The following is a 24,369-nucleotide window of genomic DNA, read 5'->3' on the forward strand; positions in this document are numbered from 1 at the left end:
ATTTAAGTCTTGGTGTCAGGCAAGGGTTTGTTTCTTTATGATCACCCTTGCCTTTTTTCCTTTCTAATAACTTGAAATTACTCCGGTATAGGTAAACTAATTTTAAAAATTGTACCTTTATTTATTTCACTTTCAACTTCAATAAAACCTCTATGCGCCTCAATAATCTTATAACTAATAGACAAGCCTAACCCAGTACCTACACCCACTTCTTTTGTTGTGAAAAAAGGGTCAAACAGTCTTTGTTTCGTTTTTTCATCCATACCACATCCAGTATCTGTAATATGTAAAAACACAAATTCAGAATTTGCAAAGGTCTCTATAGTGATCACACCTTTTTCATTATTTATTGCATGTTTAGCGTTGATTAATATATTCATTAAAACTTGTTCAACTTGATTTTCAGTACCAAAAACATCCGGAATATCGGATGTTAACTTAGTATTAATATCACAATTTTCATATTTGAATTCAGAAGAAATTAAATTTAAAACGGTTTCAATCGCATCATTCAAACTAAAAGAAATAAATTCTTCACTACCAGAATGAGAGAAAGTTTTTAAGTCTTGTACTATTGCTTTAACCCGAGTTAATCCTCCAACACAAGTAGATATAATTTCTTTACTATCTTCTAATAAAAATTCTAATTCATTATCTGGATCAGAAGTATGAGTCACATCTTTATTTTCTTGTATTAATAAAGTAAAAAAATTATCAAATTGAGACATGTAATCTTTTAGCGACTCAATATTGCTCATAACATATCCCACAGGATTATTTATTTCATGAGCAATGCCAGCCGCAAGCTGACCAATCGATGCCATTTTTTCTGAGTGAGAGAGTTGTTTTTGTGTGTTTTTTAAAGAGGTATTCATTTTAGATAGTTCAGAATATTTTTTATCCAATTTAATTTCTGCCAACTTTCTTCTGATAGCGATATTAACAAGGTGGCGACCCGATTCTAATGTTTGTAATTTAAGACTATCTAAATTACTATCATCTTCAAAAAACAGTGCAATTATATGATCTTGATTTAATAAAGAAAATAAAGGTAATACAACGATATACTCTATTTTTTTTGCCATTAAAGATTCAGAATTAAAAAATTTTTCACTCGTTAATAATATTGTTTCATTTTTAGCTTCTTTGATATTTTGTCTTACTTGTAATGTATTAATTTCATTTATTGAGTTTTTAATTCTTTGATTTAATTCTTTATCGACACCTTTTGTTAAAGGTGAACTCGACTTTTCATTACAAAAAATATAACTACAACTAGTAGATAAAAAGCTAGCACAGAGCTCTAATAAACTTTGTATTATTGTCTCTACTTTATTTTTACTAAAAGTTACGGTTGCTAGATATGTTAAAAACTCTAGTTGTTGCTGTTTTGATTGTTCATATTCAACTTCTTCTTGTAATGTTTTTTTGAGTTCACTATTTGCAGCTAATAAAATTTTATTTTCTTTCATTAAATTTGTATTGGTTAATTGTTCAAAATTTTTATTTGTTTTCAGATTATTAGCTAAAATTTCATTAGATATTTCTTTTTTCATTTGTATCCCAATTTTTTTCAACTGATAAAAAAAATGCCTATACTGACATAAAGAATAGATATATTTTATATATATTGTTAGGACAAATAAAAATTAATTTAGGATAAAGCAAAGTATGGAAGATGTTTTCAAACCCAGAATTATTTTGGTTGATGATGAGGTTGAAGTTTTACAATCTCTAGAAAGAATATTCAGACGAGAATACGAGATCATTGCTTTTAATAATCCAGCAAAAGCAATCGAATTTATAAAAATGACCCCTATCCATATTATTATTTGTGATATGCGCATGCCTGAAATATCAGGTGATAAAGTGCTAGCTCAAGTAAAACAACACCAACCCAAAGCGAGAAGAATCTTACTTTCTGGTTACTCTGATATGCAAAGTACGATTTCAGCAATAAATGATGGTGGTATTCATGCTTACGTTGCTAAACCTTGGGATAATAAACAGTTAAAAGAAGTTGTCAATGATTCATTACATACTTTTAAATTAGAAATAGAAAATCAAAAACTCACTAAGCAACTTAAAATTAATAATCTAAATCTAGAGAATTTAAATAAGAAGTTAGATAAAAAAGTTGATGAAAAAACAATATCTCTTAATCAGACAGTATCTAAACTAAAAAAATCAATTAAAAACCAAAGAAAACAATTGCAACAGTTTATTGATATGATATCCCTAATATCGGCCGAGCACAGGCATGATCATCACGAACATGATATTCGAGTTGCAAAACAGTGCCGTTTACTCGGCCATAACATGGGGTTAAAAAAAACAGAATTAACTTATTTATATTTAGCGGCACAATTACATGCTCTTGGTGAAATATCCTTACCCGAATCACTACTCAAGAAACCTGAATCTAAAATGTGTAATGATGAGCTCTTACAATTGCATACACAAGCTACAATTGGTGCAGATATATTAGATGTTATGCCATCATTAAAAAATATTTCAGATACTTTGCGTTATCAATATGAAAAATTTGATGGACATGGCTACCCAGGGGAAAAAGAAGGGAAAGAGATCCCTCTTGCTTCAAGAATATTAGCTGTTATTCGTGACTACGATATATATATTTCTGGTTATGCAACATCGCAAAAAATGCAACCAGTAGATGCATTAAGGCAACTCCAATCTCAAGCTGATAAAAAGTATGATAAAGATGTTGTTTTAGCTTTTGAACACTTACTCGATAATATTCCAGCAGGCAGCGATGCTGAGTTTTGCTTTACTTTAGATATGTTAAAACCCGGTATGGTCATAGCGCAAGATGTGAAATATAGCAATGGCAATGTGCTTATTACTAAACATACAGAGTTAACTGAGGCTACAATAGATCGCATGGAACAATATGAATTTGAGCATGACTTCACATTTTTAATTTTCATTTTAATGCCAGAAGAAACGCCAAGTGAAGTTAATTAAAAAATCAGCTTTTATTCATTAAGAATTAAGCCTAAAATACAGCTCTTTTTTATGAGTGCAATCCATGACTGATTTAATTATAAAACCAACTATTAAAGCAGACCATACTTTAGATGCTATCGGTTTACGTTGCCCTGAGCCTGTTATGATGATTAGAGGCACAGTAAGAAAAATGCAAGCAGGTGAAACCTTATTAATCGTTGCAGACGATCCATCTACCACAAGAGACATACCTAGCTTTTGTCGCTTTATGGATCATACTTTATTAGCGCAAGAAATTGAAAATGAGCCTTTTCGTTATTTATTAAAAAAAGGTCTATAAACAAAATTACGCAGTAAGTTTGTTATTCGAACACTTTATTGATTGTTACTAAAGGTTTTGATTTTTGCCTAAAGTTAATACTGACCTGATACCAACCCGATTCATATGGTGTAAAACTAAAGTAATTATATATACTTTTACAGTTAGCCTGTACTGGAATTCCCGACTCTAAAAACTGATCTAAATCTTCATTTAAGTAACCACAATTTAAACCTTGGCTCCAATTTTCATCTGCAATTTTAAACTCATATGTTTGCCCTGCAGTCGAAAGTTTAATTTTAGTTTGCAGTACATCTGAGTTTATTTTCTTTAGTTGATATTCAGGTTGTGCTTCCCAAGTATTAAAATTTCCTCTTAAATATATAGGGGTACCCTTATTAGATATTTCAATTTCATTATCTTTAAAGGATTCTATACTTGAACACGCAGTTAAGGTTGATCCTATAAATATGAGCGGTAATATGTTTTTCATTTTTATTTCCCAATACCTAATATTATTATAATCGCATAAAAAGCCGGTTTTTAAACCGGCTTTTTCATCATTTCAAAAACCACGAAACGGTATGAATAAAGCTGTGTATCAGGTTTATTGAAGCACTGAAATATCAGCAATATCTAAAAATAAATTTCTAAGCTGATTAAGTAACGCTAAACGATTTAACTTTATAGCTTCATCATCCACATTCACCATTACATTATCAAAGAAAGTATCAACAGATTCACGGATATCTGCTAACTGAGTTAACTTCTCTGTATAGCTTCCTTGACCAAGTTGTTCAAACTTAGACTTAAATAATAATACGGTATCAAAAAGTACTTTTTCAGCATTTTCAGATAATAGCGTGGTATTAACTTCATCTGCTACTTCAAGTTTATTTTTAGCTAATATATTACCTACACGCTTATTAGCTGCGGCTAATGCCTCTGCAGATTCTAAACTGCGGAAGTGACTCACGGCTTTAACACGACGATCAAAGTCAATTGGATAAGATGGGCGACGAACTAATACCGCTTGGATAACGTCAACTTGAATTCCTTTATCTTGATACCAAGATCTAAATCTACCTAACATAAAATCAAATACATCTTGTGATACATTTTCATTCGTTAATTTATCAGCAAATAATTCCTGTGCTTTTGCCACAATATCAAGAATGTCTAACTCTAATTCTTTTTCAACCATAATCCTTAATGCACCAATAGCAGCGCGACGTAATGCAAACGGGTCTTTATCACCTTTAGGCGATTGACCTATACCAAAAATTCCCACTAATGAATCAAACTTATCTGCTAATGCAACAGCTTGACTTATTTTGTTTGAGGGTAGGTTGTCACCAGAAAAACGCGGCATATATTGTTCATTTAGTGCAACAGCAACCAACTCATCTTCACCATCAAAACGCGCATAATGCATGCCCATTACACCTTGCACATCAGTAAACTCCATTACCATTTCAGTCATTAGGTCTGTTTTACTTAATAATCCAGCACGAGCAGCTTTAGTTTCGTCAGCGCCTAATTTTGTTGCAATAAATGCAGCTAATTTAGATATACGCTCTGACTTATTTTTTAAAGTCCCCAACTGTTTTTGGAACAATACGGTATCTAAAGATTCTAAACGACTTTCTAATGTCTGTTTTTTATCAGTTTCAAAAAAGAATTGTGCATCAGCTAACCGTGGTCGTACAACCTTCTCATTTCCTTTTATAACTTGCTCTGGATTTTTACTTTCAATATTTGAAACAAATAAGAATTTATTAAGTAAGTTGCCATCTTGATCTAATAATGGAAAGTACTTTTGATCGTCTTTCATTGTGTATATCAATGCTTCAGCTGGTACTTGTAAGAATGACTCTTCAAAGGTAGCTACTAAAGTAACAGGCCATTCAACTAAAGAAGTCACTTCCTCAAGTAAATCTTCGTCCATAGCAACAACTGCATTATTTTCTGCAGCAACATTTTCGATTTGTTTACGGATAAGGGTTTTACGTTCTTCATAGTCAGCAATAACATAAGCTGATTTTAAAGCTTTTTGAGAATCATCAGCATGGTTTATTGTAATACGCTCTGGATGATGAAACCTATGACCTTGTAATTCATTATTAATATCTTTTCCTAAAATATTACCTTGAATTAGCTTATTACCAAACATTACTGTCACAGTGTGAACTGGGCGAATAAATTGAATTTTCGAATCGCCCCAACGCATCGGTTTTGAAATTGGCAATTTAGCTAAAGCTTTACTGATTGCATCCGGTAATAATGTATCTACTGTTTTACCTGTTACTTTTGCTTTATGTAATAACCAAGCACCTTTATCTGTTTCATAACGCTCTGCGTCAACAACATCAATACCACAACCACGTGCCCAACCTTGTGCAGCTTTAGTTGCATTACCATCAGCATCAAATGCAGCCTTTATAGCTGGACCACGTTTTTCTACGATCTTATCAGCTTGTGTTGACACTAAACCAATTACTTTTAAACCTAAGCGACGAGGTGATGCATACCAAGTTACACCTGAATTTTCCAACTCTAAAGTAGCTAGCTCTGCTTTAATATTAGTAGCAAATACTTCTGCTAAAGTACGTAATGATTTTGGAGGTAACTCTTCAGTACCAATTTCAATTAATAAATTTTCAGTTGTCATATCATTACGCTCCTTTCTTAATATTAGATTTATTTTTGCAAAGTGGGAAATCTAAAGCTTCACGTGCAGCATAATAACTTTGTGCACACGCTTTAGATAAGGCTCTTACACGTAATATATAACGTTGTCGTTCAGTAACGGATATTGCATGACGTGCGTCTAATAAATTAAATGCATGAGATGCTTTCATTACTTGCTCATATGCAGGTAATGGTAAATTGGCTGCTATTAATTTTTGGCTCTCTGCTTCACAGTGATCAAACTCTGCAAACAATGCTGATACATCGGCATGTTCAAAATTGTAAGTTGATTGTTCGACTTCATTTTGATGAAATATATCACCATATGTTACCGTTCCTAAAGGACCATCAGTCCAAATAAGGTCATAGATACTATCAACCCCTTGAATATACATTGCTAGACGTTCTAGGCCATAAGTGATTTCCCCAGTAACAGGAGAACACTCTATGCCACCAACTTGCTGAAAATAAGTAAACTGTGATATTTCCATACCATTCAACCACAATTCCCAACCTAAACCCCAAGCACCTAATGTTGGTGATTCCCAGTTATCTTCAACAAAACGTACTTCATCAGTTAAAGTGTCAATTCCGATAACGGCTAAAGAATCTAAGTATAATTGTTGAATATTTTCAGGTGATGGCTTAATCACCACCTGAAACTGATAATAATGCTGTAAGCGATTAGGGTTATCACCATATCGACCATCAGTGGGACGACGACATGGTTGAACATATGCACTTGCCATTGGTTCTGGACCAATTGACTTTAAAAATGTAAATGGATGAAATGTGCCAGCACCTACTTGCATATCTAATGGTTGTGCTATTACACATCCTTGTTGTGCCCAGTATTCCTGTAATGCCAAGATCAAACCTTGAAAGGTTTTAGTATTATGTGTTGTATTTTGCATAGTAGATTTATTCGTTTCTTTTAGCGGTCAAATGTAGAAAATTCCTTCAATTATACCCGTAATAAATCTGCTACGCATCTTTATTGAAGTCACTAAGTGGCATATTTATAGGAAAAATGAGTATGTAAGTTAAGCTTCTTTTTTACGGAAGTAAATACAAGTAATATAGGATTAGCTTTATAGTATATTTATATCTAATACTAAGTAAATTAATTACCATAAAACTACGTGCTTCTGCATCATTCTCAGGGATGGTCTAAACTTAAAGTAGAAACAGCCAACTTTGAGAGAAAACCCCATGGACACTCCAGAAGCTAGCTTTTTAACATGGCAACAACAATTCAATACCGAGCAAGACTGTCTTAATCACCTTAAACAATTAAAATGGCCAAATGGGTTTGTTTGTCCTCGTTGTGCTCACGATAAAGGAACAGAACTACATTGTCGTCAGCTTACAGAATGTGATCATTGTCATAAACAAGCATCCATCACTTCAAATACGCTATTTCACAATAGTAATTTACCGCTAATCAAATGGTTTTGGGCTTTATATTTTATTGACTCAGATAAAGGAAGTATTTCAGCGTTAAGATTGAGCAAACTCATCGAAGTCAATTGGAGGACAGCTCAACTTATTTTAAAGAAAGTAAGAGCTGCTATGGGCAATAATGATAGTCTTTATCGGTTGTCTGGCACAATAGTGCTCGATGTTGCCTTTATTTGCGGGAAACATAAAGGTAATAGAGGGAGAGATGCGTAAAATAAAACTCCTGTACTGATTTTTTGTTTAAATAAGCAAAAAATCCGGGGTTATTGTGATGAAAGCTGTTAACTCTGTTAATTTAAAAAATGTTGATGACTTTGTTAAGCATCATTTATTGACAGGTCAGAATGCAAGAACTGACGCATTTAGAGGTCTAAATATTATTGATAAAATTCAAGGACATGAATCTACGGTGACCTCAAGTAAGATGATTGATGAATGGTTACCTTTGGTTCTTATTGACATAAGCAATTTAAAAGCATTTTTGTTAGGAATATTTCATGGTGTAATGGGTAAACACTTACAATAATATATCGGTGAGTTCTGTTATCACTTTAATCGTCTATTTGTCGAGAAACAGATAACTAACAGCTCGTTAAATTTAAATTGTTCATATGCCTTTTAAATCAACCTGAAAATAGTACATAGGCATGTAAAACTTTATTTAAAGTATTAAATTACACTCTAAAAAAAGAGACTTAAAAGTCTCTTTTTAAATTTATCTTATCCACTATTGATTTTAATCAAAGCCACTAAGCTGGTTTATACGTCTAAGTTAACAACTCTTAATGCATTTTTCTCAATGAATTCACGTCGAGGTTCAACATGGTCACCCATTAAAGTTGAGAACAATTGATCTGCTGCAATTGCATCTTCTATTGTTACTTGTAACATACGACGAGATTCAGGATCCATCGTTGTTTCCCATAACTGACTTGGATTCATTTCTCCTAGTCCTTTATAACGTTGTATATATAAGCCTCGTTTAGATTCAGTCATCAACCAATCTAATGCTTCGACAAAAGTTGTTACTTCTTTTGTCTTCTCACCACGTTGAATATAACCACCTTCTTCAATTAAATTTGCAACTAGTTCGCCTGTTTTTTTAATTTTTGAATAATCTGTAGAAGTTATAAAATCAAAGTTAAATACGTGGTCTTTATCAATACCATGCTGACGAATTGTAATAACAGGTAAGATTAAATGACGTTCCGTATCTTCAACTGTTTTAGCTGTAAATAATGTCGCATCAGAATCTTTTTCAATTAAATCGGCAACAAATGATTCTATCCATTGAGTTACAACATCTACATTTTTCAAATCACTTTCAGTAAGTGCAGGTTGATATACCAATCTTTGTATTACAGTTAATGGATATTTTCGCGATAATCTTTCAATTACTGTTGTTGTTTTTTGGAAGTCTAAAACTAAGTTTTCCAAGCTAACACCATTTATAGCTGGAGCACTATCATTCACATATAATGAAGAACCATCAAGTGCTAACGATGTTAGATATTCAATTAATGCAGGATCATCTTTAATATATCTTTCTTGTTTGCCTTTTTTAACTTTGTACAAAGGCGGTTGCGCAATATAGATAAAGCCACGCTCAACTATTTCTGGCATTTGGCGATAAAAGAAAGTAAGTAATAATGTACGAATGTGAGAACCATCCACATCAGCATCTGTCATGATAATGATATTTTGATAACGAAGCTTTTCAGGATTGTATTCATCTCTACCAATACCACATCCTAATGCTGTGATAAGCGTAGCAACTTCTTGTGAAGAAAGCATTTTATCAAAACGTGCTTTTTCAACGTTAAGTATCTTACCTTTCAGTGGTAAAATAGCTTGATTTTTTCGATTTCTGCCCTGCTTAGCAGATCCGCCTGCAGAGTCTCCTTCCACGATATATAGTTCAGATAGTGCAGGATCTTTTTCCTGACAGTCGGCAAGTTTACCTGGTAATCCAGCTAAATCCATAGCGCCTTTACGACGGGTCATTTCACGAGCTTTACGCGCTGCTTCACGTGCACGTGCAGCATCAATAATTTTCATGACGATTGTTTTAGCTTCACTAGGATGCTCTAGTAAATATTCAGCTAATTTTTCCCCCATAGCTTGCTCTACGGCTGATTTAACTTCAGATGAAACGAGTTTATCTTTAGTTTGAGATGAGAACTTAGGATCAGGCACTTTTACTGAAACAACAGCAGTTAAACCTTCACGAGCATCATCACCTGTTGCATTACTAGTGGTTTTTGCTTTTTTATTAAAACCTTCTTTTTCCATGTAGTTATTTAACGTACGCGTTAATGCACCACGGAAACCAGCTAAGTGTGTTCCACCATCTCTTTGTGGGATATTATTTGTAAAACAATAAATATTCTCTTGGAATCCATCATTCCATTGCATAGCGACTTCAACAGTAATTCCGTCTTCTATACGATGTGCATCAAAATGAAATACTTCTTTATGGACAGGTGTTTTATTTGTATTTAAATACTCTACAAATGATTGTATACCACCTTTATACTGGAAATGCTCACGTTTATCTTCATCACGCTCATCTATTAAAATGATGCTCACACCTGAGTTCAGGAATGATAATTCACGTAAACGTTTTGCTAATATATCGAAATGAAAGTTGATATTAGTAAATGTTTTATCACTTGGCCAAAAACGTAGTTCTGTGCCCGTTTTTTCTGTATCACCAACAATAGCTAAAGGTGCATCAGGTACACCATGAGTATAATTTTGCTCATGAATATGCCCGTCGCGATGTACTGTAACTTTCAATTTAACTGATAACGCATTAACTACAGATACACCTACACCGTGCAACCCACCTGAAACTTTATAGGAATTATCATCAAATTTACCACCGGCATGCAATACCGTCATAATAACTTCAATAGCAGAAACACCTTCTTCTTCATGTATTTCTGTCGGTATTCCACGGCCATTATCACTTACAGATACTGAATTATCTGTGTGTATTTTTACATATATATCATCACAGTGACCTGCTAAGGCTTCATCAATAGAGTTATCAACAACTTCAAATACCATATGGTGCAAACCAGAACCATCATCTGTATCACCAATGTACATTCCTGGACGCTTACGAACAGCATCCAATCCTTTTAGTACTTTTATACTCGACGAGTCATAATTTTCAGACATGCTTTAATTCCACTCAATTTGTTATTAGTTTGCCATGTTTCACGTGGAACATTTCTAGTTTTCGCTTCATTGGCTCCACCACAGCAGAAATACAGTCAGATTCAATAGCCGTTATAAATATTTGAGAATCACACTGAGCTAATAGTTTGCCCACTTTTCCTCGAGTATCTTCGCCTAGTTCTGAAGGTAAATCATCTATTAGTAATATTGACTGTTTATTTGTTTCAGTCTCTATAAGGCTATTTTGTGTTACTTTTAATGCATATAACAAAAGCTTTAGTTGCCCGCGAGAAAAGTAGTTCTCGACACTAGTACCATCCACAGAGAAGCTAAAATCAGCTTTATGTGGCCCTTTACTAGTAAAGCCCTGTTTTAAATCTCTTTCAAAATTTTCAGATAAAATATCAGTTAATTCAGTAGTCGTTTTCCAGCCGGGATTGAATTCTAAGCTTAGATTTTCTACTAATTCTAAATCAACACATATTTTATCAAAAAACTGCGTATTAAACCTATTTATATACGATAAACGTAGATTATTTATGCTGACTGACAGTCTAACAAATTCTTTATCCCAAAACCTAATTTCATCATAATAGTTTTTAGGTTTTTGCTTTAATAATGCGTTTCTTTGTTTAAGTACTTTATTGAAAGATTGCCATAAAGAAAAGAACTGATGTTCCACGTGAAACAATCCAAAATCCAAAAATTTACGACGTTCTTTTGGCCCTCCAAAAAATAAAGAATAACTTTCAGGAGTAATAATTTGCACTGGTATTAGTTGTGCTAACTCGGAAATTTTTCGGGAAGGTTTTCCTTGTATCTTAATATTTATTTCACCAACTTGGTTTTTACTCAAACCTACTGGAATCGACAAATTATTTATAGATTTTTTGCCGTGAATGATAAATTCATTTTGTTTTTTTCTAATTATATTTTTATGTTTAGAAGTACGAAAAGATTTACCATGGGATAAATAATAAATAGATTCTAATAAACTTGTTTTACCACTGCCATTAGCTCCATAAATTATATTTATCCCATCCACAGGTAAAAGAGATAAATCTTCGATATTTCTAAAATTTTTAATCGTTAAAATTTCTAGAGACATATTAACTTATAAATAGAGTAATAATTAATTTTAAATTTTTCATTAGCTGTGATTATAATATTTACAGTCGCATTGGCATTACAACATACATAGCTTCTGAATCACCACAGCCTTCAACTAATGCGCTGCTGTTCGAGTCAAGTAATGTAAAACTTACATCTTCAGTTTTTAACGTATTCAATACATCTAAAACATAAGAAACATTAAATCCAATTTCCAAATCAGGACCATCATATGAAACTTCAACAACTTCTTCTGCTTGTTCTTGCTCAGGATTATTTGCACTTATCTTTAATTGACCAGTCGAAAAATTTAATCTTACACCTCTAAACTTCTCATTAGATAATATTGAAACTCGTGCAAATGCAGATTTTAACCATTCTCTGTTAGCTGTAACAATTTTGTCACCACCTCTAGGAATAACACGACGATAATCTGGAAAACGTCCATCAACTAGTTTACTCGTAAATACGAACTCTTGATCTAAAATACGAACATGATTTTCACCAAACTGAATCGTAACTAAAGCATCATCACTATTCATTAAACGCATTATTTCTTGCACCCCTTTTCTTGGGATGATCAATTGTCTTTGTGTATTCAATGACTGTGGTAATATTTTTTGCGCTAATGCTAACCTGTGTCCATCAGTTGCAACTGTTTTTATCTCAGTATTATCAACTTCAAAAGACATACCATTTAGGTAGTATCTTACATCTTGGTTAGCCATAGAGAAGTGTGTACTTTCTAGTAGTTTTCTTAACTCTAAACGTGTTAATTGAAATTCAACTTCACCATCCCACTCTTCTAAATTAGGAAAATCATCAGCTGACAAAAATGACAGCGAAAAACGACTTTTTCCTGATTTTAAAATAATTTGGTTATCTTTTAGAGATAAGGAAATTTCAGAACCATCTGGTAAGCTCTTACAAATATCTAATAACTTTTTTGCTGGTAAAGTCAGTTTATGATCTTCAATATTTTGATCTAAAATAACACTAGCAACAAGTTCTATTTCTAGATCTGTACCAGTCATAGATAATTTACCATTGTTAACTTCTAACAATACATTCGATAATATAGGTAATGTATGTTTACGTTCTATTGCGCCTGATACTTGCATCAAAGGTTTAAGAAACTGATCTCTTGAAATTGTTATTTGCATTTTAAATCTCGCCTTACGATGAAAGTGTTCTGATCAAGTTTTGATAATCTTCTTTTATTTCATGAGTTTCTTCACGAAGTGATTTTATCTTACGACAAGCATGTAATACAGTTGTATGATCTCGCCCGCCAAAAGCATCACCAATCTCAGGTAAACTATGGTTTGTTAACTCTTTAGAAAGTGCCATAGCAACTTGTCGTGGCCTTGCTATTGAACGAGTACGTCTTTTTGATAATAAGTCTGAAACTCTAATACGGTAATATTCAGCAACTGTACGTTGAATATTATCTATCGTTACTAATTTATCTTGTAAAGCGAGTAAATCTCTTAGCGCTTCTTTAACAAAGTCGATAGTAATTGGACGTCCAGTAAAGTTGGCATTAGCTACGACCCTATTTAAAGCACCTTCAAGCTCACGGACATTCGACCGTAATCGTTTAGCAATGAAAAATGCAACTTCTTCAGGTAACTTTATCTGACTTTGCTGCGCTTTTTTCATTAATATTGCGACACGTGTCTCAAGTTCAGGAGGTTCAATTGCAATTGTTAAACCCCAACCAAAACGTGATTTTAATCTATCTTCAACGCCATCAATTTCTTTTGGATAACGATCAGATGTCAATATGATTTGTTGATTACCTTCTAATAAAGCATTAAAAGTATGAAAAAACTCTTCTTGTGAACGTTCTTTGTTAGCAAAAAATTGAATATCATCTATTAATAGCGCATCAACGCTACGATAATAACGCTTAAATTCTTCAATCGCATTATTTTGTAATGCACGTACCATATCTTGAACAAAACGTTCAGAGTGCATATAAACAATATGTGCATCAGGTTTATTGGCCAATATACCATTACCCACAGCATGTAATAAATGTGTTTTACCTAACCCCGTACCACCATAAATAAATACAGGGTTAAAAGCTGTTCCCGGATTATCAGAAACTTGCACTGCGGCCGCTTTAGCTAGCTGATTAGATTTACCTTCAACAAAACTGTCAAAGGTATAGGTATCTTTGATATTGGCTTTTGGAAATGATTTAGGCGCAGGTTCAACTACTTCACGTTTTTTTGCTACAGGTCGTTTACTTGCTGTAGGCCCTTTAGTTTCAACAGCAGCTTGCTCTTGTTGAACAGGACTTGAAACAACAGGTTTGCTGCCACTACCAACACCAAAATGTAATTTAGGTGCTTCATCACCACAAATTTCAATTAATAATTCATTTATTCTATTTAAATATTTATCACGAACCCAATCCAATACAAAACGATTTGGTGCAAATATAGTTAAAGTATCTTCTGTACTTTCGGCCTGTAATGGACGAACCCACATACTAAACTGTCGTGAGGGTAATTCATCTTGAAGCACATATAAACAACTTTGCCAAACAGACAGATACACGGCTAACTCCTAAAGGCGGTAAATATTCCCGGTCATAATAAATAATGGAATATTATGCTAAATATATAAAAACACGTTATTATGAATCGACTTATCCACAAGTTCAAGAATGATTTATTATTTATTTTACTAGCGATACAAAAATTATATTAAGTCAATGTTTTATATACTTATATTTTTTATAATATGCTGTGTATATTTTAATAATAATTATTATTATATTTTGATCATCAACCGATCTAATCACGTTTTCCAAAGCTTTTACGCAAATTGTTAATAATAACTGTGGAAAACTATTTTTTACTACTATGCAATAAGGATCATTGAATGCAGATCAAATAAAAAACACATCCAGATCTGCCCCACTTTAAAGATCACATTGAAAGATCCTAAAACGATCTTCATCATTTAAAATGATAAGTAGTTACACTATAATAGGTAAATTAAGCTCATATTTAGCGTACAGCTTTAGGAGATGTTGATCTTACGAGATTACTTTTGCAGCTAATTGTTCGAAATTCATACAAGGCAGAAGCTTTGTCATGTGGTTGTTCCACATAAAAAGGCGATAATGCAGTAAAAATGCCCAACAAACGCTGTTCGAAGGATTCGGCTAAAAGCATTTTATTCTTTGTTGAGTAATATTTACTTAGAATGACTAGGCTACACACTACTCGCCGCGACTAAAATACTTTTATCTCGAACAAAATTTAACCCTGAAAATTTAACCTTGAAAGATCAACAGCCCCTAATATGCAATTTAATAAAAGGATTAACCGCTATCATTAAATAGATATATACCCAAACCACTTCATAGATGCAGGATTCAGTTGGAATTAGAAATGCTTTAGGCAAGGCATTGATTGAAGAACATGGTTATTCCCTTTTCAAAATCAATAACGCTGCATAAAGTATTTATAAATCAACCTTACAGGGACTTCTGAGCAAATCATGCTCGTTGTTCCATCTTTTTTTAAGGGAGTAAACATTAATGCAAAGATGCGCCTAGATCATGAATTGCTCAGCAGTCCTGAATCTCACATCTTGAAGTGGCTTGAATATACATAATTAAGATAAATGATTAATTAACTACTTAAATAGCGCTTTTATATTGACTTTTAGTACTACCCTCTATAACATCTCGCGCTCGCAATGGCACCTGTGCCAGGATCGCGACCTGCATAGGATGTTTTTAACTTAACCGATCGGAAGTAATAAAATGAAAAGAACTTTTCAACCAAGTGTACTAAAACGTAAACGTAGCCACGGATTCCGTGCTCGCATGGCAACTACAAATGGCCGCAATCTAATTAATCGCCGCCGCGCTAAAGGCCGTAAAGTACTTTCTGCTTAATAGTGGAACACTTTGCTTTTGGTAGGGAGTTACGTCTGTTAACTCCCTCACATTATTCAAGAATCTTCAGTGAGCCTGTTCGGGCTGCAACAAACTGTTTCACGCTTTTAGCAAAACCCAATGATTTATCGAATCCTCGCCTAGGCCTAACCGTAGCGAAAAAACGCGTAAAAAAAGCCTGTGATAGAAATAGAATTAAACGCCTTGCACGTGAAAGTTTTCGCCTTAGTCAACATAAACTAGATAACATTGATATTGTATTAATGGTTAAAAATGGTTGTGAGTTACAAGACAACGCAGAACTAACCAAACAATTAAATAAAATGTGGTTAAAACTAAACGAAAGATGTAAACCTGGCGCACCAAAACCAGCTCCCTTTAAAAAACGCCCTCGAAATCAAAAACTAAATAAGCCAGCTCGAACTAGATAGAATTGGTATTAAAAGTCGTTTTAGGGTATCTTTAGCCTACCTTTTACTCATGCCATTTAGTGAATAAAGCTTAGTGAACAAGCCTGATGCTATCTGTAATATAAATTTATATAATTAACAATAAGTTATGAATATAATTTTACTATTACCTAAAAAAATATTAATGCTACTTATTAAAAGTTATCAAAAATTTATAAGTCCGTTTTTAGGATCTAATTGTCGCTTTAATCCAACCTGCTCCAGTTATGCAATTAATGCAATTGAATTACATGGGTCAGTTAAAGGAAGTTGGCTTACGCTAAAACGCATAATAAAATGTCATCCCTTACATTCAGGCGGAGAAGATCCTGTGCCTGGCAATCCCATTAATCTAAAAGACGAGAAATAAGAGCTGTTATGGAATCTCAACGCACGTTTTTATTTATCGGTTTGATACTTGTGTCATTTTTATTATTTCAGGAATGGAATAATGATTACAATCCGAGTCAACAAATCGAGCAAAGTGCCAATACAAATCAAATAAATAACCAATCGAATGGAACAAATCAAAGTAATGACGGTAATTTTGTACCTTCATCATCTGACGATTCCATACCAAGCCAAGTAGCACAAGTTAATCGCTCTGTGATTTCTATTGAAACTGATGTATTTACAGTGAAAATAGACTCTAAAGGTGGTGACATCATTGAAGCTAACCTTTTGGCATATCCTACTGAACAACACGGTGATACTGCTTATAAATTATTAGGTGAAATCGACGGTCAGTATTTTTCTCAAAGTGGTTTAATTGGCAAAAATGGCCCTGACGCAAATGCGAAAGGTCGCCCAGTTTATGCTAGTGAGCAAACAGCTTATGTATTAAATGGTGATGAATTAAGAGTCCCACTTACTTTTACAGATGAAAAAGGTGTTCAATTTGTTAAAACATATGTATTCAAAAGAGGTCAATATGATGTTGGTTTAGAATACAATATTAATAACAATACGAGCGATACTTTATCTGTACAATTATATACCCAAGTAAAACATACTGTAGCAGAAAAAAGTAGTATGACAGATCAAACTTACTTAGGTTTCGCATATGGCACAACTGAAGACCCATATAATAAATATGATTTTTCAGACATTGAAGAAAAAAATATCAATGTAAATGCTAAAGGCGGTTATATTTCATTTATCCAGCATTACTTTGTAAGCGCTTGGGTTCCAAATCAAAGCGAGCAAAATAATCTATATACGCGTATGCTCTCAGGTAACGCAGCGATAATGGGTATAAAAGGTCCGCAAATTAATGTTCCAGCAAATACTAATCATGCATTAACAGCAACTTTCTATATGGGCCCTAAAGATGCAGATGCTTTAGAAGCATTACATGAAGATTTAGACCTTGCAGTTGATTACGGTATATTATTCTTTATTTCTCAACCATTATTCGTATTACTTAAATGGTTATACAGCATTTTAGGTAATTGGGGTTTTGCAATTATAGCAATAACTATTATAGTTAAAACAGCTTTATACCCACTTACAAAAGCACAATACACTTCGATGGCTAAAATGCGTAATCTTCAACCTAAGATTGCAGCTATGAAAGAAAAATATGGCGATGACAAACAAAAGTTTGGTCAAGCTATGATGGAAATGTATAAAAAAGAGAAAGTAAACCCAGCGGGTGGTTGTTTACCTCTTTTATTACAAATGCCTATCTTCTTAGCATTATTTTATGTATTCCTAGAGTCTGTAGAACTACGTCATGCTGAGTTTGGTCTATGGTTAACTGATCTATCAGCGATGGACCCATACTTTATTTTACCGGTTTTATTTGGTTTAAGTATGTTTGTAACTCAAAAACTACAACCTATGACTGCAACAGATCCTATGCAGCAGAAGATGATGATGTGGATGCCAGTTATCTTTTCTGTATTCTTCCTGTGGTTCCCTTCTGGTCTAGTACTTTACTGGTTAGTATCTAATATCATTTCAATTATTCAAATGCTGATTATTTATAAAGGCATGGAAAAGAAAGGTATTAAAGTTAAAAGCTAAACTATCTTTAGCATATAAAAGGCGACTTAGGTCGCCTTTTTTGTTTCTAACAATATTTTTTATCCTATTTATAATCAAATGTATAAATAAAAATATCGAATCACAATTAAGATTCTGAATCTACACCATAAAAATAAACTGTTTTATAATTAATCATTATCTTTACCAACGAAGTTAGCTTAATAGAAATGCGTAGCAGATCTATCTGTTATACAATTAGTCTATTCTTACCTAATCAATAGAATTCATATCAAATAATGGAAAATCAAGAAACAATAGTAGCCCAAGCAACAGCCCCTGGCCGTGGCGGTGTTGGTATTATTCGTGTATCAGGTTCCCTTGTACGGCAAGTTGCAGAAAAAATATTAGGTAAGTGCCCAAAAACACGTTTTGCTGAATATTTACCTTTTAAAAATTTAAAAGGTGATGAATTAGACCAAGGTATCGCACTGTTCTTTAAAGGTCCTAATTCATTTACTGGTGAAGATGTACTTGAACTACAAGGTCACGGTGGTCCCGTATTACTCGATATGATACTTAAAGAAATTTGTAATATCGATAAAGTTCGCATAGCAAAACCAGGCGAATTTTCAGAACGTGCATTCTTAAATGATAAAATGGATTTAACACAAGCTGAAGCCATCTCCGATTTAATTAATGCAAATTCAGAGCAAGCAGCACAAAGCGCCCTGCACTCCTTACAAGGCCAATTTTCAAAGCATATCAATAAACTTGTAGAACAAGTGATACATCTAAGAATGTATGTTGAAGCGGCCATAGATTTTCCAGAAGAAGAAATTGACTTCTTATCTGATGGTAAAGTATCGGGTGATTTAAATGACATAATAACACAATTGAATGAAGTTACTTCGCAAGCTAAGCAAGGTTCTATCATACGTGAAGGTATGCGTGTTGTGATAGCAGGCAGACCAAATGCAGGTAAATCAAGTTTATTAAATGCCTTAGCTGGTAGAGATGCTGCTATCGTTACAGATATTGCAGGCACCACACGTGATGTGCTTAGAGAGCATATACATATAGATGGTATGCCATTACATATAATTGATACAGCAGGTTTAAGAGAAAGCCCTGACATAGTAGAACAAATAGGAATTGAACGTGCCTGGGATGAAATAAACCAAGCAGATCGCGTTTTATTTATGCTTGATGCTACAGATACAAATGAAACTGATCCACATGAAATTTGGCCTGAATTTATTGATAAATTACCTAAAAAAATGGAAATTACAGTGATTCGAAATAAGGTCGATTTATCAAAAGAACAAATTGGTTCGCAAGAAATTAACAACCAAACCATCATCAACCTAAGTGCTAAAAATAACTCAGGTATCAATTTAGTAAAAGAACATTTAAAAAAAATAATGGGATATAAAGGCACAACTGAAGGTGGATTTATGGCTCGAAGACGTCATTTAGAAGCTTTAAATCATGCAGCTGAACATTTAGAAATAGGTAAAACTCAATTAGAAATGCACATCGCAGGTGAATTATTAGCAGAAGAACTGAGATTAACACAGCAATATTTGAACGAAATTACAGGTGAATTCACATCAGATGATTTACTAGGACAAATATTTAGCTCATTTTGTATTGGTAAGTAAGTATTGCTTCGCAAGTTTTACTAATAAAAGCTGCACTTTATTATAATAATTAAGTGCAGCAACTCACCTAATAAATATTAATTCACGATCATCAATAGTCTAATTAACAAAAAACACTGTAAGTATCTTAAAGCACTTCTAAACCAACCTATCTGGAGCTTCTGAGCAAATCATGCTCGTTGTTCCATCTTTTTTTAAGGGAGTAACCATTAATGCAAATATGCACCTAGATCATGAATTGCTCAGCAATCCTGAATCTCACATCTTGAAGTGGCTTGGGTATATAATAGATCTATGATTGACTTCTCACATTAAAAACACATATTCCAAGCCGCTTTATAAACAAAGATAGCCTATCTAGTCGCCAAGATCTCATCTCATTTATACGCCCATGACGCACAGCATAACCAATTTTTGATTGCGTATTGATCCCTAATAGATGATACTTATCTGGCTGCAGTTGAGACTCTTGAGCAAAAACTTCATTGATCCCACCCGCCTCAACTAACCGAATAAACTCCCCTTCTTTAATTTGATGAAAAATAATACTCATACAAAACACCATAATTAACATAACATTTTGTCATTATGTAATTAATAGGATATTTTGACTAGTAAAATACTCATGTTTCCAATAAAAATATATAATTAATAACTGTTAATAGATCATTATTTTCTATTTTCTAAATTATTTTTATATTATTTAGATCTAATAAAATACTTTTAAGATCTAAAAAGAAGATCAAAAAAGTAGATCATCTTCATTTATACATCAGATCTATCCACAAAAATAGATCCACAATAAAAAGTGACGTTAATAAGCACAATAGACAAGTATTTATAATAATTAATCTTCAAACAGTAAATAATATCATTTTAATGACAATCTTATAACGAGTTTCCCCAAGTTTATCAACAAGATGATCTTAATAAACAAAATAAAACAAAAATAAAAAACAACTAATAAACAGATACTTAAGTTCAGCTAGCTGTAATTTCAATTAAAAACAAGTAAAAAAAATAAAAAATATACACAGACGATCTACCCCATCAAATAAAAATAAATTATGATCATAAAATAATTAATAAAATTGAAATTATAAGCGGATCATGACAGATAAAAATATTCACATTATTGTAGGTAGTCAAATGGGATCATCAGAGTATGTTGCAGATCAACTTAATGATGTATTACAAAATAAAGGCTATATATGTCAAGTACACGAACAACCTGATTTGATACAGATCCCTTCGAGTAATGTGATCTGGTTAGTATGCACATCTACTCATGGTGCAGGAGATTTTCCAGATAATTTACAAGAGTTTATAAAGAATTTAAACCAACATACTAATCTCAACAGCTTAAGCTATAGCGTTATAGGGCTAGGTGATACAAGTTATGATAACTACAATAAAGCAGCTAAAGATGTCGATCTATTATTAAAAACAAAGCAAGCAAATCAAATCACGCAAGTTTTAGAGATTGATGCAATGGATGAAAATTTACCTGAAGACATTGCGATCGCTTGGTTACCAACTTGGTTAACTGCTATATCAGAAGATAAATTATAAGATCTTATATTAATAGGTTATACACAATATATAATATTATTAGATCCTTTTGTTGATAACTCTTGAGCAAGCTGAGTATAGAGGTGCTATTATCCACTGGATAAAATTAGTACCGGATCCAAATGTGTATAACTAGCCTTTTTGATCAGAGCTTTTACAAACGTTGATCCGATCATATTAACAAGAAAGATCCAGTCCAAGTTACTGAACTTATATAATAAAAGTGACTTATGTACAGAAAAAGTGCTCTATAGTAGTAGTATTAATAAAGATCTCTTTAAAAGATCCTTTATATATATAAGATCTTTAAAAGGGATCTGAATAAAAAATAACCATTTCACTTCTTTGAAATTCTAGGTAGAATACGCTCCCTTTTGAAAATTGATGGCTTATTGGAGTAGGATCGTTAGATGATTTTTCATGAACATTTTGATGTAATTGTTGTAGGTGGTGGTCATTCAGGTACGGAAGCTGCGTTAGCATCTGCAAGAATGGGTATGAACACTTTACTGTTAACGCAAAATATAGACACATTAGGTCAAATGTCATGTAATCCCGCTATAGGTGGTATTGGTAAAGGACATTTGGTGAAAGAGATTGATGCTTTAGGCGGTGCAATGGCCAAAGCAATTGATAAAGCAGGCATTCAATTTAGAACACTTAACTCATCTAAAGGCCCAGCAGTTCGTGCAACTCGAGCTCAGGCGGATCGCAAACTTTATAAAGCTGCAATTCAAGATATATTAGAAAACCAAGAAAATTTAAAAATATTCCAACAGTCTTGTGATGACTTAGTAGTTGAAAATGATCGCGTCAAAGGTATCGTCACTCAAATGGGTTTACGTTTTTCTGCTGGATCTGTTGTTTTGACCGTAGGTACTTTCTTAGGTGGTCGGTTACATATTGGTCTTGAAAGTTTTAGTGGTGGTCGCGCTGGTGATCCTCCTTCAATTTCACTTGCAAATCGTTTACGTGAATTGCCATTTAGAGTTGATCGTTTAAAAACAGGAACTCCACCACGTATAGATGCGCGTACAGTTAATTTTTCAGTAATGCAAGAACAACCTGGTGATACCCCTACTCCTGTATTTTCTTTTATGGGAAAACAATCAGATCATCCGCAGCAGATCTCATGTTATATCACTTACACAAATGAAAAAACACATGATGTGATCCGTGAAAATTTAGATCGTTCTCCAATGTACGCTGGAGTAATTGAAGGTGTTGGCCCTCGTTATTGCCCTTCAATTGAAGATAAAGTAATGCGTTTTTCAGATAAAGATCAACATCAGATCTTTGTAGAGCCTGAAGGTTTAACAACACATGAGCTTTATCCTAATGGGATCTCAACAAGTTTACCATTTGATGTTCAGGTTCAAATTGTAAGATCTATGAAAGGTTTTGAGAATGCACATATCTGTAGACCTGGCTATGCAATCGAATATGATTTTTTTGATCCAAGAGATTTAAAACAATCATTAGAAACTAAATTTATTGAAGGTTTATTCTTTGCTGGTCAAATAAACGGTACTACTGGTTACGAAGAAGCGGGAGCACAAGGCTTAATCGCAGGTTTGAATGCTGCTCTTAAAGAACAAGGAAAAGATGCTTGGACACCACGTCGTGATCAAGCATATATGGGTGTATTAATTGATGACCTTGCTACTATGGGTACGAAAGAACCATACCGTATGTTTACGAGCCGTGCTGAATATCGCTTATTATTAAGAGAAGATAATGCTGATATTCGATTAACTGAAAAAGGCCGTGAATTAGGTTTAGTTGATGATGATCGCTGGCAAGCTTTTAATGAAAAAATGCAAGCTATTGAAATTGAAAGCCAAAGACTAAAAAACACTTGGATCCATAAAGATCATGATCAAATAGACGCTGTGAATGATCTACTTAAATCTGCTTTATCAAGAGAAGCGAGTCTTGAAGATCTGATCCGCCGTCCTGAAGTTAATTATAAAGCGTTAGCGCAGATCCCAGGTTTAGGATCTGAAGTTAATAATCAGCAAGCACTTGAACAAGTTGAAATTCAAATTAAATATGCTGGATATATTGCACGTCAACAAGAAGAAATAAATAAACAACTTCGTCATGAAGAAACTTTATTACCATCTGATTATGATTATTCAGTTGTTTCTGGTCTTTCAAATGAAGTTGTTGCTAAATTAACAGATACAAGACCACAAACAATAGGTCAAGCATCGAGAATTTCTGGTATCACACCTGCTGCTATCTCTCTATTACTGGTATACTTGAAAAAACAGGGCCTGATAAAAAGAATGGCTTAATCAAATTTGTTATCCCTAATGTCAGTCATTAGGGATATGTTACATATAAAACGTAACTTAAATTTCATTATTAATAGTTAATATTGAATGAAAAACATCGAATTAAAGGTATCGTGTGTTATTAGAACAATTAAATAAATTACTCGCGCAAACATCTATAAAATTAACTGATGAGCAAAAATTAAAATTAGTGAAATATGTAGAGCTGTTAGATAAGTGGAATAAAGCTTATAACCTAACATCTGTTAGAGAACAGTCTCAAATGATGGTGAAACATATTTTAGATGCGCTTGTTGTTGCACCTCATATTAATGGTAAAAATTATATTGACGTTGGTACGGGCCCTGGACTACCAGGAATTGTTTTAGCTATTGCATTACCTGATACACAATTTATTTTGTTAGACAGTTTAGGTAAACGTGTTAGATTTTTAACTCAAGTGAAACACGAACTTGGTTTAACCAATGTGACACCTGTTCAATCAAGAGTTGAAGATTTCCAAGCACCGGTAAAATTAGATGGTGTTTTAAGTCGTGCTTTTGCTTCAATACAAGATATGGTTCAATGGTGTGAACACTTAATTGATGATTCTGGTAAATTCATAGCACTGAAAGGTCAATATCCAGAAGAAGAGCTTGCATCTTTGCCTGAAAATATTAAATTTGTCGAAAATATAATACTTGAAGTTCCTGGATTAGATGCACAAAGGCATTTAATTATTTTAAATAAAGCACAATAA

Annotated in this window: 21 protein-coding genes and 1 pseudogene; 12 read left to right on the forward strand and 10 right to left on the reverse strand. The window is 33.3% G+C overall.

Going from position 1 to position 24,369, the window contains the following annotated elements:
• Positions 1 to 77: 77 nt before the first annotated feature.
• Positions 78 to 1,556 (reverse strand): sensor histidine kinase, encoded by a 1,479-nt coding sequence (locus tag CJF42_RS02415; protein WP_095365146.1) that lies wholly within the window; start codon positions 1,554 to 1,556, stop codon positions 78 to 80.
• A 115-nt stretch (positions 1,557 to 1,671) separates the two neighbouring features.
• Between CJF42_RS02415 and CJF42_RS02420 the strand changes: the two genes are divergently transcribed.
• Entirely contained in the window at positions 1,672 to 2,988 is a 1,317-nt protein-coding gene (locus CJF42_RS02420; protein ID WP_095365147.1) for an HD domain-containing phosphohydrolase, read from the forward strand.
• Positions 2,989 to 3,052: 64 nt separating this feature from the next.
• Entirely contained in the window at positions 3,053 to 3,310 is a 258-nt protein-coding gene (tusA, locus tag CJF42_RS02425) for a sulfurtransferase TusA (RefSeq protein WP_095365148.1), read from the forward strand.
• A gap of 22 nt (positions 3,311 to 3,332) precedes the next feature.
• Here tusA and CJF42_RS02430 read toward each other — a convergent pair whose 3' ends face one another.
• The 3 genes from CJF42_RS02430 to glyQ all read right to left on the reverse strand — a co-directional run bounded on the left by CJF42_RS02430 (position 3,333) and on the right by glyQ (position 6,894).
• Positions 3,333 to 3,782: an early set domain-containing protein gene (locus CJF42_RS02430; RefSeq protein WP_095365149.1), complete on the reverse strand. Its 450-nt coding sequence runs from the start codon at positions 3,780 to 3,782 to the stop codon at positions 3,333 to 3,335.
• 114 nt (positions 3,783 to 3,896) lie between these two features.
• Positions 3,897 to 5,960: a glycine--tRNA ligase subunit beta gene (glyS, locus tag CJF42_RS02435; RefSeq protein WP_095365150.1), complete on the reverse strand. Its 2,064-nt coding sequence runs from the start codon at positions 5,958 to 5,960 to the stop codon at positions 3,897 to 3,899.
• Positions 5,961 to 5,964: 4 nt separating this feature from the next.
• On the reverse strand, positions 5,965 to 6,894 hold the full coding sequence (gene glyQ, locus CJF42_RS02440) for a glycine--tRNA ligase subunit alpha (protein WP_095365151.1): 930 nt from the start codon (positions 6,892 to 6,894) through the stop codon (positions 5,965 to 5,967).
• Between the two features lie 298 nt (positions 6,895 to 7,192).
• On the opposite strand from glyQ, the pseudogene CJF42_RS02445 reads away from it, so the two are divergent.
• Positions 7,193 to 8,073: pseudogene (locus CJF42_RS02445) on the forward strand (IS1595 family transposase).
• A 127-nt stretch (positions 8,074 to 8,200) separates the two neighbouring features.
• Here the strand turns inward: CJF42_RS02445 and gyrB are convergent.
• The 5 genes from gyrB to CJF42_RS28375 all read right to left on the reverse strand — a co-directional run bounded on the left by gyrB (position 8,201) and on the right by CJF42_RS28375 (position 14,976).
• Complete coding sequence (gyrB, locus tag CJF42_RS02450; protein ID WP_095365152.1) at positions 8,201 to 10,627, reverse strand: DNA topoisomerase (ATP-hydrolyzing) subunit B; 2,427 nt, start codon at positions 10,625 to 10,627, stop codon at positions 8,201 to 8,203.
• A gap of 13 nt (positions 10,628 to 10,640) precedes the next feature.
• Positions 10,641 to 11,735, reverse strand: a complete 1,095-nt coding sequence (gene recF / locus CJF42_RS02455; protein ID WP_095365153.1) for a DNA replication/repair protein RecF — start codon at positions 11,733 to 11,735, stop codon at positions 10,641 to 10,643.
• A gap of 61 nt (positions 11,736 to 11,796) precedes the next feature.
• Complete coding sequence (gene dnaN / locus CJF42_RS02460; RefSeq protein ID WP_095365154.1) at positions 11,797 to 12,900, reverse strand: DNA polymerase III subunit beta; 1,104 nt, start codon at positions 12,898 to 12,900, stop codon at positions 11,797 to 11,799.
• Positions 12,901 to 12,913: 13 nt separating this feature from the next.
• A complete protein-coding gene (gene dnaA, locus CJF42_RS02465) occupies positions 12,914 to 14,305 on the reverse strand; it encodes a chromosomal replication initiator protein DnaA (protein WP_095365155.1) in 1,392 nt (463 codons plus the stop codon).
• Between the two features lie 455 nt (positions 14,306 to 14,760).
• Positions 14,761 to 14,976: a hypothetical protein gene (locus tag CJF42_RS28375; RefSeq protein ID WP_095365156.1), complete on the reverse strand. Its 216-nt coding sequence runs from the start codon at positions 14,974 to 14,976 to the stop codon at positions 14,761 to 14,763.
• Positions 14,977 to 15,524: 548 nt separating this feature from the next.
• Here CJF42_RS28375 and rpmH point away from each other — a divergent pair.
• The 6 genes from rpmH (at position 15,525) to CJF42_RS28990 (ending at position 20,056) form a co-directional block, all read left to right on the forward strand.
• Positions 15,525 to 15,659 (forward strand): 50S ribosomal protein L34, encoded by a 135-nt coding sequence (gene rpmH, locus CJF42_RS02475; RefSeq protein ID WP_095365157.1) that lies wholly within the window; start codon positions 15,525 to 15,527, stop codon positions 15,657 to 15,659.
• A gap of 2 nt (positions 15,660 to 15,661) precedes the next feature.
• A complete protein-coding gene (gene rnpA / locus CJF42_RS02480; RefSeq protein WP_095365158.1) occupies positions 15,662 to 16,090 on the forward strand; it encodes a ribonuclease P protein component in 429 nt (142 codons plus the stop codon).
• A 127-nt stretch (positions 16,091 to 16,217) separates the two neighbouring features.
• Positions 16,218 to 16,478 carry a membrane protein insertion efficiency factor YidD gene (gene yidD / locus CJF42_RS02485; RefSeq protein WP_095365159.1) on the forward strand — a complete coding sequence of 87 codons (261 nt, stop codon included), beginning with the start codon at positions 16,218 to 16,220 and terminating at the stop codon, positions 16,476 to 16,478.
• 8 nt (positions 16,479 to 16,486) lie between these two features.
• Positions 16,487 to 18,136, forward strand: coding sequence for a membrane protein insertase YidC (gene yidC, locus CJF42_RS02490; protein WP_095365160.1), 1,650 nt, complete (start codon positions 16,487 to 16,489; stop codon positions 18,134 to 18,136).
• Positions 18,137 to 18,393: 257 nt separating this feature from the next.
• Entirely contained in the window at positions 18,394 to 19,758 is a 1,365-nt protein-coding gene (gene mnmE, locus CJF42_RS02495; protein ID WP_095365161.1) for a tRNA uridine-5-carboxymethylaminomethyl(34) synthesis GTPase MnmE, read from the forward strand.
• A gap of 172 nt (positions 19,759 to 19,930) precedes the next feature.
• Entirely contained in the window at positions 19,931 to 20,056 is a 126-nt protein-coding gene (locus CJF42_RS28990) for a hypothetical protein (RefSeq protein WP_286203462.1), read from the forward strand.
• Here the strand turns inward: CJF42_RS28990 and CJF42_RS02500 are convergent.
• Positions 20,051 to 20,311 carry a hypothetical protein gene (locus CJF42_RS02500; RefSeq protein ID WP_095365162.1) on the reverse strand — a complete coding sequence of 87 codons (261 nt, stop codon included), beginning with the start codon at positions 20,309 to 20,311 and terminating at the stop codon, positions 20,051 to 20,053. The two genes, CJF42_RS28990 and CJF42_RS02500, sit on opposite strands and share 6 nt — an antisense overlap.
• Before the next feature lie 557 nt (positions 20,312 to 20,868).
• Between CJF42_RS02500 and CJF42_RS02505 the strand changes: the two genes are divergently transcribed.
• The 3 genes from CJF42_RS02505 (at position 20,869) to rsmG (ending at position 24,369) form a co-directional block, all read left to right on the forward strand.
• Positions 20,869 to 21,330, forward strand: coding sequence for a flavodoxin domain-containing protein (locus CJF42_RS02505; RefSeq protein ID WP_095365163.1), 462 nt, complete (start codon positions 20,869 to 20,871; stop codon positions 21,328 to 21,330).
• 410 nt (positions 21,331 to 21,740) lie between these two features.
• A complete protein-coding gene (gene mnmG, locus CJF42_RS02510; protein ID WP_095365164.1) occupies positions 21,741 to 23,630 on the forward strand; it encodes a tRNA uridine-5-carboxymethylaminomethyl(34) synthesis enzyme MnmG in 1,890 nt (629 codons plus the stop codon).
• A gap of 115 nt (positions 23,631 to 23,745) precedes the next feature.
• A complete protein-coding gene (gene rsmG, locus CJF42_RS02515) occupies positions 23,746 to 24,369 on the forward strand; it encodes a 16S rRNA (guanine(527)-N(7))-methyltransferase RsmG (protein WP_095365165.1) in 624 nt (207 codons plus the stop codon).

Source organism: Pseudoalteromonas sp. NBT06-2 (assembly GCF_002276045.1).
GTDB lineage: Bacteria > Pseudomonadota > Gammaproteobacteria > Enterobacterales > Alteromonadaceae > Pseudoalteromonas.